This window comes from Mycobacteriales bacterium, assembly GCA_030697205.1.
Classification (GTDB): Bacteria; Actinomycetota; Actinomycetes; order Mycobacteriales; family SCTD01; genus JAUYQP01.
The window spans coordinates 45607-60083 of the sequence record JAUYQP010000054.1; the positions used below are offsets into that span (position 1 = coordinate 45607).

Consider the following 14477-nt stretch of genomic DNA (forward strand, 5'->3'; position numbering starts at 1 on the left):
GCCGATGCCCTAGGGACGCGGCACCGGGGGAGGGAACGCGATGAGCGCACGCGTGCCGACCCGCCATCCAGCGCTGCGGGTCGTCCCGTTCATCGGCGCGCTCATCGGCGCGGCGGTCGCCGCTGCCTACGTGCTCGGTGATGCCGAGGCCGTCGCGGCCGAGCGGCTCGAGATCCCCTGGTGGGTCCTGCTCGGCCTGTTCGCCGGGGTCGAGGTCTTCGTCCTCCACGTCCAGATCAAGCGCGAGGCCCGCACGGTCTCCATGAGCGAGATCCCGCTCGTGCTCGGCATGTTCTTCGCCCCACCGGCCGTGGTGCTCGCGGCCCGGGTCTTCGGCTCCGGCCTGGTCTACGCGCTCTACCGGCGCCAGGGGCCGCTCAAGCTGTCGTTCAACACCGCTCTCAACGCCGCGGAGACCGGGCTCGCGCTGCTCGTCTTCCGCGCGGTCCTGGGGGACGCCGACCCGACCGACCACCTCGCGTGGGCGGCGGCGTACCTCGGTGCCTGCACCGCGAGCGCGCTGGCCGGGCTGTCGGTCACCTTCGTCATCTTCCTGTTCGAGGGCGTCCTGCGCTGGCGCGACCTGCGCGCGGCCCTGCTCAAGGGCGTTCCCATGGCGGTGCTCACGACCACCGCCGGCCTGATCGCGGCCTCGTGCCTCGTGCTCGACCCCGGCACCGCCTGGCTGCTCGCGGCGGCCGCGGTCATCGTCGTCATCGCCTACCGCGCCTACGCGTCGCTGTCGGAGCGGCACCTCTCGCTCGAGCGCCTCTACCGCTTCAGCCAGGTCGTCTCCGCCACACCGGAGGTTGACGAGGTGATGCGCAGCGTGCTGGCGCAGGCCCGCGACCTGCTGCGCGCGGAGGTCGCCGAGCTCACCTTCGTCCCGACAGGGGGTGCGGGACTGAGGGTGGTCCTCGACAGCGAGGGCGTCTTGCAGCGCCAGGAGGCCGACCTCGACGACACCGACTGGCTGTGGCGCCAAGTCGTGGCCCGCAACGAGTCCGTCCTCATGAGCCGCGGCGACAAGGACCCGGCCGTGGTCGCGCACCTGGCCGCCCGCGGGATGCGCGAGGCCATCGTCGCCCCGTTGCGCGGTGAGTCCGGCGTCGTCGGCTTGGTCGCCGTCGCGGACCGGATGGGCAGCGTGCGCACCTTCGACGCCGACGACGTGCGGCTGCTCGAGACCGTCGCCAACCACGCCTCCGTGGCTCTCGAGCACGGCCGCCTCGTCGACCGGCTGCGCCACGAGGCGATGCACGACGGGCTGACCGGCCTGCCCAACCGCGCCGCCCTCGAGAGCGCCGCCCGCGACGCGCTGGTGCAGACCCGCGTCGGGGCGAGCCCTGGCGTCGCGCTGCTGCTCATGGACCTCGACGGCTTCAAGGAGGTCAACGACACCCTGGGCCACCTGCACGGCGACCTGCTGCTCAAGGTCGTCGCTGATCGGCTGCGCACGCACGCCCCCGAGACTGCTCTCGTCGCCCGGCTCGGCGGCGACGAGTTCGCCGTCCTGCTGCCCACCACCGCGCAGGTCGACGAGGCGCTCGCGGTCGGCCGCGCACTGCTCGCCAGCCTTGAGGAGCCAGCGTCGCTCGAGGACGTCCGTCTCGAGGTCGGGGCGTCGATCGGCGTCAGCGTCGCCCCCGTGGACGGCGACGAGATCGGCGCGCTGCTCAAGTGCGCCGACGTGGCGATGTACGCCGCCAAGAGCGCGTCGGCGGGCGTCGTCGCCTACCGCCGCGACCTGGACGGCCACGACCCCGCCAAGCTGCTCATCGCGACCGAGCTGCGCCGCGGCCTCGCCGACGACGAGTTGCGGGTCTACGCCCAGCCCCAGCTCGACCTGCGCAGCGGTGAGGTCGTCGGCGTCGAGGTCCTCGTGCGCTGGCAGCACCCCGAGCGGGGCCTGCTGCTGCCCGACGAGTTCGTCCCCGTCGCCGAGCGCACCGGGCTGCTGCGCCCCCTCACGGCCACCGTCCTGGGCGAGGGTGTCGCGGCCTGTGCACGGTGGTACGCCGAGGGCCGCGTGCTCGGCGTCGCGGTCAACCTCTCGCCGCGCAGCCTGCTCGACCCCGACCTCGTGGCCGACGTCGAGGCCCTGCTGCGGCTGCACCAGGTGCCGGCCCAGCTGCTCACCCTCGAGATCACCGAGGGCAGCGTGATCAGCGACCTCGCGCGGACCTCCGGGGTCCTGCAGCAGCTCGCCGACCTCGGGATCCGGCTGTCGGTCGACGACTTCGGGACCGGCTACTCCTCGCTGTCCTACCTGTCGCGGCTGCCCGTCCACGAGGTCAAGGTCGACAAGCACTTCGTGACGACGATGGCCCACGACGCGCACGACGCCGCGATCGTGCGCTCGGTGATCGACCTCGGGCAGAACCTCGGGCTGCGGGTCGTCGCCGAGGGCGTCGAGGACGCCGGCACCCTCGCGCTGCTCACCGAGCTCGGCTGCGACCTCGCGCAGGGCTACCACCTGTCGCGTGCCATGCCGCTCGACGAGCTGCCCGCCTGGCACGACGCCCACCAGGCGGCGCGGGCCGGTGCCGGGTTCACCTCGCAGCGACCGCCGGTGACCCCACTGCCGCAGGCCGGCGCGACGATCCTGTAGGCTTCCGCTCGCTTCGCCGCCCCTTTAGCTCAGTCGGCAGAGCGTCTCCATGGTAAGGAGAAGGTCTACGGTTCGATTCCGTAAAGGGGCTCCAGTACGTCTTGGCGGTGTAGCTCAGCCTGGTAGAGCAAGCGGCTCATAATCGCTGTGTCACCGGTTCAAGTCCGGTCACCGCTACCACACCCTCGTCTCTAGTAGTCTGAGGCGCGCGTACCCACACGAGTAGCACGACTGAAGAAAGCGCAGGCACCTCCGCATGGCCGCCACTGACGTCCGTCCGAAGATCACCATGGCGTGCACGGAGTGCAAGAACCGCAATTACATCACCAAGAAGAACCGGCGCAACGACCCCGACCGGCTCGACCTGAAGAAGTTCTGCCCGACCTGCCGCACCCACACGGTGCACCGCGAGACGCGCTAGTCCGCTCGCGCCCGCGCGACCTCGAGCCGACTCCCCACGGGGGGTCGGCTCTCGTCGTACCCGGGGGTCATCGGTCGGGTAGAACGCGTTGCGGTTAGGGTCGGGCGACCGATCTGACCCGGGAGTGCGCATGCCCCTCAACCGCGACTTCGTCGGCCGCACCGCGCGGTCGAAGGAGCCCTTCGAGGTGACCAGGAACGACATCCGGCGCTTCGCGCGCGCCATCGGCGACGCCAACCCCGCCTACCTCGACGTCGAGGCCGCGAAGGCGCTCGGCCACCGCGACCTGGTGGCACCTCCGACGTTCCTCATCAGCGCCAGCACCGGCGACGCGGGAGGTGGCTTCATCACCGACCCCGCGCTCGGCCTGCAGTTCCACCTCGTCGTCCACGGCGAGGAGCGCTTCGCCTTCCACCGCCCGGTCTACGCCGGTGACGTGCTCGACAGCGAGACCCGCATCGACTCCATCCGCGACGCCGGTCGCAACGAGCTCATGACGCTGGTCACCGAGGTCACCAGCGGCGGGGAGCCCGTCGCGACGGTGACCAACACGATCGTGAGCCGCGGCACCGCTGCCGAGAAGGAGGCCTGAGATGCCCCGTTACGACGACGTCGAGATCGGCACCGAGCTGCCGACCCAGAGCTTCCCGATCCAGCGCGCCAACCTCGTGCAGTACGCCGGTGCGAGCGGTGACTTCAACATCATCCACTGGAACGAGCGGGTGGCGAAGGCCGTCGGGCTGCCCAACGTCATCGCCCACGGGATGCTCACCATGGCCACCGCCGGGCGCGTCGTCACCGACTGGGTCGGCGACCCGGGGGCCCTCGTCTCCTACGGCGTCCGCTTCAGCCGCCCCGTGGTCGTCGAGGACGACGACCAGGGCGCCACCCTCACCGTCAGCGGCGTCGTCGAGGACAAGCGCCCCGCTGACGGCGCTGGCGGCGAGGTCGTCGTCGCGCTCACCGCGCGGGTCGGCGAGGACAAGGTGCTCGCGGGCGCCAAGGCGGTCGTGCGTCTCCCATGAGCGCCCGATGACCGCCCTCGGCCGGCGCGCCGCGGACCTGCTCGAGCGCTTCGACGACCACGACAGCCTCTTCTTCGAGGGCACCTGGCACCGCTCGCACGCCCTTGCCGCCAGGGCCCGACGGGCTGCCCGCGGGCTGGTCGAGCTCGGGGTGCGCCCGGGTGACCGGGTCGTGGTCTGCATGGCCAACTGCCCGGAGGTCGGGCTCGCCTACGCCGCGCTCTGGCGGGCGGGGGCGGTGCCGACCCCGGTGCTGTTCCTGCTGACCGAGGACGAGCTGCGCCACGTCGTCAGCGACTCCGGCGCCGTCGCGGCGATCACGACGCCGGAGTTCCTGCCCAAGGTGCAGGAGGCCGCGCAGGGCCTGCCGGTGGTCGTCGTGGGGGAGGGCGGCACCGCGAGCTGGGCCGACCTCGAGACCGCCGACGAGCTGCCGCTGGTCGACCGCGCTGACGACGACCTCGCCGCGCTGCTCTACACCGGTGGCACCACCGGGCGCTCCAAGGGCGTGGCGCTGCGCCACGCCGGGCTCGACGCGGCCGGTGCGGCCGCCTACGACGTCGCCTACCGCGAGGGCCGCACCACCACACTGCTGCCGCTGCCGCTCGCCCACGCCTACGGCCTCATGGTGAGCGTCGCGGGTCTGCACGCTCGCGAGCCCGGCCGCTCGGTGCTGCAGCGGTGGTTCGACCCGGTCGGCTTTCTCGACCTGGTCGAGAAGCTCGAGGTGCACAACGCCGCCTGCATCCCCGCGATGCTGCAGGCGCTGCTCGCTCAGCCGCTCGAGCAGCGGTCGCTGCCGACCTGGGACCGGGTCAGCAGCGGCGGTGCCCCGCTCGCCCGCGAGGTGGCCGAGGAGCTCGAGCGCCGGGTCCCGGGGCTCGAGGTCCGCGAGGGCTACGGCTGCACCGAGACCAGCGCGCTGATCAGCACCCAGCCGCAGGACGAGCGCCGGCTGGGCTCGGTCGGTAAGCCCGTCCCCGGCGTGGAGGTCCGCATCGACGCGCCCTCCGGTCAGGACGGCGAGATCTGCGTCCGCGGGCCGCTGGTGATGGCCGGCTACTGGCAGGACAAAGACGCGACCGACGCCGCGATCCGCGACGGGTGGTTCCACACCGGCGATGTCGGGCGGCTCGACGAGGACGGCTTCCTCTACGTCGTCGACCGCATCAAGGACCTCGTCATCCGCAACGGCTTCAACGTCTACCCCCGCGACGTCGAGGATGTCCTGCTCGCCCACCCCGACGTCACCGCGGCCGCCGTCGTCGGCGTCCCCGACGACCGGGTCGGCGAGGAGGTCGTCGCGGTCGTCTCACTGGCCCCGGGCGCCACCGTCACGGCCGAGGACCTCATCGCCTTCAGCAAGGAGCGGATCAGCGCCGCGAAGTACCCCCGCCGTATCGAGGTCGTCGACGCGGTGCCGCTCACCAGCGTCTTCAAGACCGACCGCAAGGCCGTCCGCCGGCTGCTCGGGTGAGCGCGCTCGACGACCTGCTCGCCGCGCGCGCCGTCGCCCGGGCGGGCAAGGACTTCGCCGAGAGCGACCGGCTGCGTGACGAGATCGCCGCTCTCGGCTGGGTCGTGCGCGACACCGCCGATGGCCAGGTCGTGAGCGAGAAGCCGCCGTACGAAGTCCTGGCGGGCGTGTCGGCCCTGCCGGACCGCGCTGCCGAGCCGGACTCGCCGGGCAGCGTCGCCACCCTGCTCGTCGAGGGCTGGCCCGAGGACCTGCGGACCTGCGTCGCGGCGCTGCTGGAGCACGGCCCGGCGGACCTGCGGGTGGTGCTGGTCGAGAACGGCCAGACCGACGCGGGCGCCGTCGTCCACGAGCTCGCCGCCGACCCGCGGGTCGAGGAGGTCCACCTCGACCGGGCCGGGGGCTGGGCCGAGGTCCGCAACGCGCTGGTGCGCTCCCGCACCGAGGCCGCCCACGTCGTCATGGACGTCTCGACCGTGCTCACCGGCGACGCGCTCACCCCGCTCGTCGCGGCTCTCGGCCCGGCAGCGGGGTCGGCGGCGGGGTTGGTGTCAGCGGCGGGGTGGCGGGGCGTGCACGTCGTCGACGGCTGGACCGACTTCGAGGACGTGCCCGCGGGTGCGGATCCGGTGGAGGTGGAGGCCCTGCTGTCCTACTTGCTCGTCGTGCGCCGGCAGGCTGCGCTGGAGGTGCCGCTGCCGCCCAAGGCGCGCTTCTACCGCAACGCCGACATGGAGTGGTCGTTCCTGCTGCGCGAGGCCGGTCACCGGCTCGTCGCCGTCGACGTCCCCGCCCGCCAGGACCGCCACCGCGGCTACCACGACAGCGACCCGGCCTACCGCGACAAGGAGTCGCGCAAGACCTACGACCGCTTCCTGCAGCGCTTCCGCGGCCGCGAGGAGCTCCGGCTCCCCCGCTGACCCGGTCGGCGCCCGGTCGGCGCCCGGTCGCCGGCGGGGTGGCAGCGAGGTTCGGCGTTCGCCGGACAGCGTGATCGTCTCGGGTTCACACTGGCGGCCGAGCCGCCGATGGGAGCGGTGATCCGAGCTTCAGGAGGTGGCGACCGTGCTCCCGTCCCTGCGCCTGCGCCGGTCGGCCCGCCCCGAGAGCGAGCCGGACGGGCAGCCCCGCGACGCCGTCGTGCTGTCCGGCGGGGGCAGCCTCGGCGCCGCGCAGGTCGGCGCGCTCAAGGCCCTGCTCGAGGCCGGCGTGCGACCGGACCTGTTCGTCGGCTGCTCCGTCGGTGCCCTCAACGCGGCCTACCTCGCCGCCGACCCCACCCTCGCCCGGGTCCAGGAGCTCGAGCAGGTGTGGCGACGGCTCGAGCGCAAGGACGTCTTCGGCGGCAACCGGCGGCTGCTCGCCACCCACGTGCTGCGCCGCGACGACCACCTCTACGAGCCCGACGCACTGCGCCACCTCGTCCGGACCTGGGTGCCCTTGCGCGACCTCGGGGACACCGCGGTGCCGTGCCACGTCGTCACGACCGACCTGCGCACCGGCGCGCCGTGCTGGTGGTCGGAGGGCGAGCCCGTCTCGGTCCTCACCGCGAGCGCGTGCCTGCCGGCGGTCTTCCCGCCCGTGCCGCTCGGGGGCTCGCTGCACGTCGACGGGGGAGTGACGTGCCCCGTCCCCGTCGAGCGCGCTCTCGACCTCGGGGCCGCGCGCGTCTGGGTGATCGACGTCTCGGGCGGCACGCTGGGCCGGCGCGACGACCGGATGACCGCTCTCGACGTCCTCCTCATGTCCTTCGCGATCAGCCGCTCCCACCTCGACCGGCCGGCGCAGCTCGTGCGCCCGGGCCAGCAGGTCGTGCGGCTGCCGCGGCTCGAGGTCGGCCCGATGGAGATGCGCGACTTCACCCAGACAGGTCGCCTCATCGACGCGGGCTACGCCGCCGCGACCGAGGCGCTCTCGTCGCTGGTGCCCGCCCAGCGCACCGGCTGAGCCGCCGCCGAGGCCTGATCCGGACCTACTCCGCTTCGGACAGCAGCGCGCCGAGGCGCGCGATGCCCTTCTCCAGGTCGGCGTCGCCGAGGGCGTAGGACAGCCGGAAGTAGCCCGGGGTGCCAAAGGCCTCGCCCGGCACGACGGCCACGCCGACCTCGTCGAGCACCAGCTCGGCGAGCTGGGCCGAGGACTCGACGACCCGGCCGCGCAGCGTCTTGCCGATCAGCGCCTTCACCGACGGGTAGGCGTAGAAGGCCCCGAACGGCTCGGGGCACTCCACGCCCGGGATCTCGTTGAGCATCCGGACCATGGTCTGGCGGCGCCGGTCGAACGCCGCGCGCATCTCGGCCACGGCGGTCAGGTCGCCGGACACCGCCGCCAGCGCCGCGACCTGGGCGACGTTGGAGACGTTGGACGTCGCGTGCGACTGCAGGTTGGTGGCGCCCTTCACGACGTCCGCGGGACCGATCAACCAGCCCACCCGCCACCCGGTCATCGCGTAGGTCTTCGCGACGCCGTTGACGACGATGCACTGCCCCGCGAGCTCGGGCACCACGACCGGCATCGAGACGTGCCGCGCCCCGCCGTAGACGAGGTGCTCGTAGATCTCGTCCGCCACGACCCAGATGCCGTGCTCGAGCGCCCAGCGCCCGACCGCCTCGACCTCCTCGGGCGAGGCGACCGCTCCGGTCGGGTTGGACGGCGAGCACCACAGCAGCACCTTGGTGCGGGGGGTGCGGGCCGCCTCGAGCTGCTCGACGGTGACGCGGTAGCCCTGCTCCTCGGTCGTCACCACGTCGACCGGCACCCCGCCGGCGAGCTTGACCGCCTCCGGGTAGGTCGTCCAGTAGGGCGCCGGCAGCAGCACCTCGTCGCCCGGGTCGCACAGCGTCGCGAAGGCGGCGTAGACGGCCTGCTTGCCGCCGTTGGTCACGAGCACCTGCGACGCGTCGACGGCGTAGCCGCTGTCGCGCAGCGTCTTGGCCGCGATCGCCGCCTTCAGCTCGGGCAGCCCGCCCGCGGGGGTGTAGCGGTGGTTCTTCGGGTCGCGGCAGGCCGCCGCGGCCGCCTCCACGATCGGCTCGGGCGTCGGGAAGTCCGGCTCGCCCGCCCCGAAGCCCACGACGTCCTCGCCGGCGGCCTTCTTGGCCTTGGCCTTCGCGTCGACCGCGAGGGTCGCCGACTCGGCGATCCCCCCGATCCTGGCGGACACGCGGGCGGGGACGCGGGTGGGAGCGCTCATGGCCCCATGGTCGCAAGCGCAGTCCACCGGGTCGACCGCGGGGTCGAGAGAGCCGGCCGTTGGAACCCGGGCCGACGGGGCCCTACACTCTGACGTCTGGGGGCTCGAGGCCTCTGCTCCGGCGCGCCCGCGCACCGGGTCGCAGAGGGGTCCGACGGCCCTCGGAGGGGTGTAGCTCAGCTGGCCAGAGCGCCGGTCTCCAAAACCGGATGTCGCAGGTTCGACTCCTGTCACCCCTGCAGCACCGGTACGCACGACCCGCACCGCACAGCCCCACCGCACAGCCCGGCCCCGACGAGAAGAGGACAGCAGTGAGCGACAGCGCGAGCACCGTGCTCACGCGCGACGACGACGGCGGCCGTCCCGCCCGCACCCGTCGCCGCGGTCCGATCGCCGTCATCGTCGAGCGGTTCCGCCGGATCATCACGTTCGTCAAGCAGGTCGTCGCCGAGCTCCGCAAGGTGATCTGGCCGACCCGCAAGGAGCTCATCACCTACACGAGCGTCGTGCTCGTGTTCGTCGTGATCATGGTCGCCATCGTCAGCGTCTACGACTTCGCCTTCGGGCAGGGCGTGCTGAAGGTGTTCGGCGACAGCTCCGACAGCTGACCCAAGGCTGATCCCGACGGCTGATCCGCCCCCCGCACTCCCCGACCACAGAGATGGACGTGTCCGTGTCCGAGTACAGCCTGCACAGCGACGACGATCAGGGCACCAGCGCGCCCGCGTCCGAGCAGGTCGAGGCCCTGGGCGCGCCCGTGGCGGACCCCTTCGCCGTGCCGTCGACCCCCGACGCCGAGACCGACACCGAGACCGACACCGAGACCGACACCGCTGACGAGGCTGCCGAGGAGGCTCCCGTCGCCGAGGTCCCCGCGGGTGACCTCGACCCGGCCGACGAGATGGCGGCCGTGCTGCGCGACCTGCCCGGCGACTGGTACGTCGTGCACTCCTACGCCGGCTACGAGAACAAGGTGAAGGCCAACCTCGAGAGCCGGATCCAGAGCCTCAACATGGAGGACTACATCTTCCAGATCGAGGTCCCCACCGAGGAGGTCATGGAGGTCAAGGGCGGCAAGCGCCAGGCCGTCGTGCGCAAGAAGCTCCCCGGCTACCTGTTCGTCCGCATGGACCTCACCGACGAGTCGTGGTCCGCGGTCCGCAACACCCCCGGCGTCACCGGCTTCGTCGGCCAGACCTCCCGCCCCACCCCGCTGACGGTCGACGAGGTCGTCAAGCAGCTCGCCCCGCCGAAGCAGAAGTCCGTCGTCGTCCAGAAGGCGGTCGACTTCGAGGTGGGCGAGTCCATCACCGTGACCGACGGCCCGTTCGCGACGCTGCCGGCGACGATCAACGAGATCAACCTCGACAGCCAGAAGCTCAAGGTCCTGGTGTCGATCTTCGGGCGCGAGACGCCCGTCGAGCTGTCCTTCAACCAGGTCGCGAAGCTCTAACCGAGCGACCACCCGCACGCGTGGGAGGGACCGCCCGGTCCCGCCTGACCACTCACCGAGAGAAGAACGCAATGCCTCCCAAGAAGAAGATCGCCGGGCTCATCAAGCTCCAGATCAAGGCCGGTGCGGCCACGCCCGCGCCGCCCGTCGGCCCGGCCCTCGGCCAGCACGGCGTCAACATCATGGAGTTCTGCAAGGCCTACAACGCCGCGACCGAGTCGCAGCGCGGGGACATCGTGCCGGTGGAGATCACCGTGTTCGAGGACCGCACCTTCACCTTCATCACCAAGACGCCGCCGGCCGCGCGCATGATCCTCAAGGCCGCCGGTGTGGAGAAGGGCTCCCCGACCCCGCACAAGGTCAAGGTCGCCTCGATCAGCAGCGCGCAGGTCCGCGAGATCGCCACCACCAAGATGGCCGACCTCAACGCCAACGACCTCGACGCGGCCGAGAAGATCATCGCGGGCACCGCTCGTCAGATGGGCATCACGGTCACCGAGTAGCACCCGCCCCACCCGCACGACCCGCTCCACCCCAGTCACGCGTGGGAGGGCCCGCCCGGGTCCGCCTGACCACTCACCAGAGATGAGCACCGCCATGAAGCGCAGCAAGGCCTACCGGGCCGCCGCCGAGAAGGTCGACTTCGACAACCTCTACACCCCGCTCGAGGCCGCGCGCCTCGCGAGGGAGACGAGCACCACGAAGTACGACGCCACCGTCGAGGTCGCGATGGTCCTCGGTGTCGACCCCCGCAAGGCCGACCAGATGGTGCGCGGCACCGTCAACCTCCCGCACGGCACGGGCAAGACCGCCCGCGTCATCGTCTTCGCCCAGGGCGAGAAGGCCGCCGAGGCCACCGCCGCGGGTGCCGACGAGGTCGGTGGCGACGAGCTCATCGAGAAGGTCTCCAAGGGCTTCCTCGACTTCGACGCCGCTGTTGCGACCCCCGACATGATGGGCAAGGTCGGCAAGATCGCCCGCGTCCTCGGCCCGCGCGGCCTCATGCCGAACCCGAAGACCGGCACCGTGACCGCTGACGTGACCAAGGCCGTCAACGACATCAAGGGCGGCAAGGTCAACTTCCGCGTCGACAAGCAGGCCAACCTGCACCTCGTCATCGGCAAGGCGTCCTTCGACGCCGCCAAGCTGGTCGAGAACTACGCCGCGGCCCTCGACGAGGTCACCCGCGCGAAGCCCGCCACCAGCAAGGGCAAGTACCTCAAGCGCGTCACCGTGAGCACCACCATGGGCCCCGGCATCCCGGTCGACCCGACCCGCACCCGCAACCTGCTCGACGAGAGCGCCGACGCCTGACCTGCACGTGCGCGACGGGCCTCCCGGCGTACCTGCTCCACCCCTGATCCACCCCTGATCCACCCGCTCGTCCAGCGGTCCCCCGGCCCCGCGCCGGGGGGCTGCTACCCTCTCCACCAGCCCAAGACCGCCGGTTGCTCCGCCTGCTCGCAGGGGGAGTCGAAGGTCCCGCACTCGTGCGGGCGGCCCGCGCAGGTGAACGCAAGGCCACGACCCCGCTCCGGCGGGACTCCTGACGCCCCGCGCTCCCTGCGCCGGGGCGTCTGCTGTGTCCGGGCCCGTCACCGGTGCCGACACCCCAAGGAGGTCCCGCCATCAGCGCCACCACGCAGGAGCGGACCGTGCAGAGCGACAAGCCCGAGCACCGGCGCGCCACCGTGCGCCCGGACAAGGGCGAGGCGGTCGCCACGATCGCGCAGAGCTTCCGCGACTCGTCCGCGACGGTCCTCACCGAGTACCGCGGTCTCACCGTCAAGCAGATCTCCGACCTCCGTCGGGCGCTGGGCGCCGGCACGACCTACAGCGTCGTGAAGAACAGCCTCACCAAGATCGCCGCCGCGGACGCGGGCGTCACCGGCATCGACGACCTGCTCGTCGGCCCGACCGCCGTCGCGTTCGTCTCCGGTGACCCGGTCGAGGCCGCCAAGGGCCTGCGCGACTTCGCGAAGGCCAACCCGGCCCTCGTGGTCAAGGGCGGCGTCATGGACGGCAAGTCCATGACCGCCGACGAGATCAAGAAGCTCGCGGACCTCGAGTCCCGCGAGGTCCTGCTGGCCAAGATGGCCGGCGCGATGAAGGCCTCGCTCACGCAGGCCGTCTACCTGTTCGCCGCGCCGCTCGCGCAGGCCGCCCGCGTCATGGGTGCCCTCGAGGCCAAGGCGCAGGCCGACCCGTCGGTCCTCGCGGGCGGTGCCGGCACGCCGGCCCCCGCCGCCGAGGCACCGGCTGACGAGGCACCGGCTGACGAGGCGGCTGCTGACGAGGCGCCCGCTGACGAGGCGCCTGCCGACGAGGCACCCGCCGTCGAGGCGAGCACGGACGAGACCCCCGCTGAGGACACCGCCGCTGACGAGGCCCCCGCGGCCGAGGCCAGCACGGACAGCGAGACCAGCACCACCGACTGACCGGCTCCGGCCGACCGCACCACCCCACCCGCACCACCAGCACCGCCGGAGACCGGCACCTAACCGAAGGAGACGCCACCATGGCGAAGCTCAGCACCGACGAGCTGCTCGAGCAGTTCAAGGAGATGACGCTGATCGAGCTCTCTGAGTTCGTGAAGCAGTTCGAGGACGCCTTCGGCGTCACCGCCGCGGCTCCCGTCGCGGTCGCCGCGGCCCCCGCCGCCGGTGGCGGCGGCGGCGCTGCCGAGGAGTCGGCCGAGCAGGACGAGTTCGACGTCGTCCTCGAGGACGCCGGCGACAAGAAGATCCAGGTCATCAAGGAGGTGCGCACGCTCACGAACCTCGGTCTCAAGGAGGCCAAGGACCTCGTCGACGGCGCGCCGAAGCCGGTGCTGGAGAAGGTCAACAAGGACACCGCCGAGAAGGCCAAGGCCGCTCTCGAGGGCGCTGGCGCCAAGGTCACCGTCAAGTAGTCACCTGCTCCACCCGCACGACCTGCACCATCCGCACGTCCCGACGGGGCGGCGCTCCCGTCCGGGGGCGCCGCCCCGTCGGCGTACGTCCTGGTCTGTCCCTCGGGGGCGGGTGTGGGCAGGCTCACAACGACGTGGTGCACTCTTGTTACCGCTCGGTACCGCGAACACGGCCCGGCGACCGTAGAGTGCGCAACGTCCGGGTGAGTACGGTCACACCCGTAGTGTCATGAGAGAGGTGGAGCTGCACCGTGGGTGTCGAGATCAAGGTCGAGAGCCTCACGAAGCGGTTCGGGCGCCAGACCATCTGGGAGGACGTCTCCCTCACCCTGCCCGCCGGCGAGATCTCGGTGCTCCTCGGGCCGTCCGGCACGGGCAAGTCGGTGTTCCTCAAGACCCTGATCGGCCTGCTCAAGCCGGAGGCCGGCGCGATCTGGATCAACGGCCGGGACTTGACCAAGGTCAAGGAGAAGGAGCTCTACGAGATCCGCAAGCTGTTCGGGGTGCTGTTCCAGGACGGCGCGCTGTTCGGCTCGCAGAACCTCTTCGACAACATCGCCTTCCCGCTGCGCGAGCACACCAAGAAGTCCGAGCGCGAGATCAAGGACATCGTGCTCGAGAAGATGGACATGACCGGCCTGTCCGGCGCCGAGAGGAAGCTGCCGGGCGAGATCTCCGGCGGGATGCGCAAGCGCGCCGGTCTTGCCCGCGCGCTCGTCCTCGACCCCGAGATCCTGCTGTTCGACGAGCCGGACTCCGGCCTCGACCCGGTCCGCACGGCCTACCTCAACCAGCTCATCGTCGACCTCAACGCCCAGATCAAGGCGACGTTCCTCATCGTCACCCACGACATCAGCACGGCCCGCACCGTGCCGGACAACATCGGGCTGCTCTACCGCCGCCACCTCGCGATGTTCGGGCCGCGCGAGATGCTGCTGTCGAGCAACGAGCCGGTCGTGCGGCAGTTCCTCAACGGCCAGCGGCAGGGCCCCATCGGCATGGCCGAGGAGAAGGACGCCGGCGAGCTCGCCGCGGAGGCCGAGTCCGGCTCCGAGCTGCCCTCGCTCCCGCCGATCCCGATCCAGCTGCCCACCTCCGACGGCCGGATCCGCTCCTCGCAGCGCGAGCCGGGCTCCTGGCTGCGCGACCACGCCGTCACCCCGCCGCCCGGGTCGTTCGTGGGCGTCGAGGTCGACCTGCCGGCCGCCAAGGCGGGCGAGCCCACCGGCTGGTTCCTGCCCGTGCCCACCCCGGTGGCGAGCCGGGGCAACGGCTCGCGGGCCGGTGTCGGTGCTGGGGGCCGCTCGAGCGAGCCGGCCGGCGGCGTGCGCCTCGTGGACAGCCCCTCCGAGGCCGACGCCCCGTCGGTCGCCGAGCGCGCCGCCG

Annotated in this window: 13 protein-coding genes, 3 tRNA genes and 2 pseudogenes; 17 read left to right on the forward strand and 1 reads right to left on the reverse strand. The window is 72.1% G+C overall.

All coding sequences use genetic code 11. The annotated features are described in order from the left end of the window. The first annotated feature begins 40 nt into the window (after window positions 1-40). The 9 genes from Q8R60_18200 (at window position 41) to Q8R60_18240 (ending at window position 7481) form a co-directional block, all read left to right on the forward strand. Entirely contained in the window at window positions 41-2611 is a 2571-nt protein-coding gene (locus Q8R60_18200; protein ID MDP3714407.1) for a bifunctional diguanylate cyclase/phosphodiesterase, read from the forward strand. Window positions 2612-2629: 18 nt separating this feature from the next. Next, window positions 2630-2705, forward strand: a tRNA-Thr gene (locus Q8R60_18205). Between the two features lie 9 nt (window positions 2706-2714). After that, window positions 2715-2791, forward strand: a tRNA-Met gene (locus tag Q8R60_18210). Between the two features lie 76 nt (window positions 2792-2867). Then, window positions 2868-3032: a 50S ribosomal protein L33 gene (gene rpmG / locus Q8R60_18215; protein ID MDP3714408.1), complete on the forward strand. Its 165-nt coding sequence runs from the start codon at window positions 2868-2870 to the stop codon at window positions 3030-3032. A gap of 130 nt (window positions 3033-3162) precedes the next feature. Then, a complete protein-coding gene (locus Q8R60_18220; GenBank protein MDP3714409.1) occupies window positions 3163-3624 on the forward strand; it encodes a MaoC family dehydratase N-terminal domain-containing protein in 462 nt (153 codons plus the stop codon). A 1-nt stretch (window position 3625) separates the two neighbouring features. Continuing rightward, window positions 3626-4057, forward strand: a complete 432-nt coding sequence (locus tag Q8R60_18225) for a MaoC/PaaZ C-terminal domain-containing protein (protein MDP3714410.1) — start codon at window positions 3626-3628, stop codon at window positions 4055-4057. Between the two features lie 7 nt (window positions 4058-4064). Then, window positions 4065-5534 carry an AMP-binding protein gene (locus Q8R60_18230; GenBank protein ID MDP3714411.1) on the forward strand — a complete coding sequence of 490 codons (1470 nt, stop codon included), beginning with the start codon at window positions 4065-4067 and terminating at the stop codon, window positions 5532-5534. Continuing rightward, the gene (locus tag Q8R60_18235) at window positions 5531-6454 is read left to right on the forward strand and encodes a glycosyltransferase (GenBank protein ID MDP3714412.1); all 924 of its coding nucleotides are present in this window, start codon (window positions 5531-5533) and stop codon (window positions 6452-6454) included. Before Q8R60_18230 ends, Q8R60_18235 begins: the two co-directional genes overlap by 4 nt. A 145-nt stretch (window positions 6455-6599) precedes the next feature. Then, window positions 6600-7481, forward strand: a complete 882-nt coding sequence (locus tag Q8R60_18240; protein ID MDP3714413.1) for a patatin-like phospholipase family protein — start codon at window positions 6600-6602, stop codon at window positions 7479-7481. A 25-nt stretch (window positions 7482-7506) separates the two neighbouring features. On the opposite strand, the gene Q8R60_18245 is transcribed toward Q8R60_18240, so the two are convergent. Then, on the reverse strand, window positions 7507-8727 hold the full coding sequence (locus Q8R60_18245) for a pyridoxal phosphate-dependent aminotransferase (GenBank protein ID MDP3714414.1): 1221 nt from the start codon (window positions 8725-8727) through the stop codon (window positions 7507-7509). Window positions 8728-8892: 165 nt separating this feature from the next. On the opposite strand from Q8R60_18245, the gene Q8R60_18250 reads away from it, so the two are divergent. The 8 genes and pseudogenes from Q8R60_18250 to Q8R60_18285 form a co-directional block, all read left to right on the forward strand. Further along, window positions 8893-8966, forward strand: a tRNA-Trp gene (locus Q8R60_18250). A gap of 189 nt (window positions 8967-9155) precedes the next feature. Then, a pseudogene (secE, locus tag Q8R60_18255) lies at window positions 9156-9335 on the forward strand (preprotein translocase subunit SecE). A gap of 65 nt (window positions 9336-9400) precedes the next feature. Continuing rightward, window positions 9401-10180: a transcription termination/antitermination protein NusG gene (gene nusG / locus Q8R60_18260; GenBank protein MDP3714415.1), complete on the forward strand. Its 780-nt coding sequence runs from the start codon at window positions 9401-9403 to the stop codon at window positions 10178-10180. A 71-nt stretch (window positions 10181-10251) separates the two neighbouring features. After that, entirely contained in the window at window positions 10252-10683 is a 432-nt protein-coding gene (rplK, locus tag Q8R60_18265) for a 50S ribosomal protein L11 (protein MDP3714416.1), read from the forward strand. Window positions 10684-10777: 94 nt separating this feature from the next. Further along, on the forward strand, window positions 10778-11494 hold the full coding sequence (gene rplA, locus Q8R60_18270) for a 50S ribosomal protein L1 (GenBank protein MDP3714417.1): 717 nt from the start codon (window positions 10778-10780) through the stop codon (window positions 11492-11494). A 377-nt stretch (window positions 11495-11871) separates the two neighbouring features. Further along, window positions 11872-12378, forward strand: a pseudogene (gene rplJ, locus Q8R60_18275) (50S ribosomal protein L10). Window positions 12379-12698: 320 nt separating this feature from the next. After that, window positions 12699-13091: a 50S ribosomal protein L7/L12 gene (gene rplL / locus Q8R60_18280; protein ID MDP3714418.1), complete on the forward strand. Its 393-nt coding sequence runs from the start codon at window positions 12699-12701 to the stop codon at window positions 13089-13091. Between the two features lie 251 nt (window positions 13092-13342). Continuing rightward, the coding region (locus Q8R60_18285) for an ABC transporter ATP-binding protein (GenBank protein MDP3714419.1) at window positions 13343-14477 on the forward strand (1135 nt) is incomplete at its 3' end.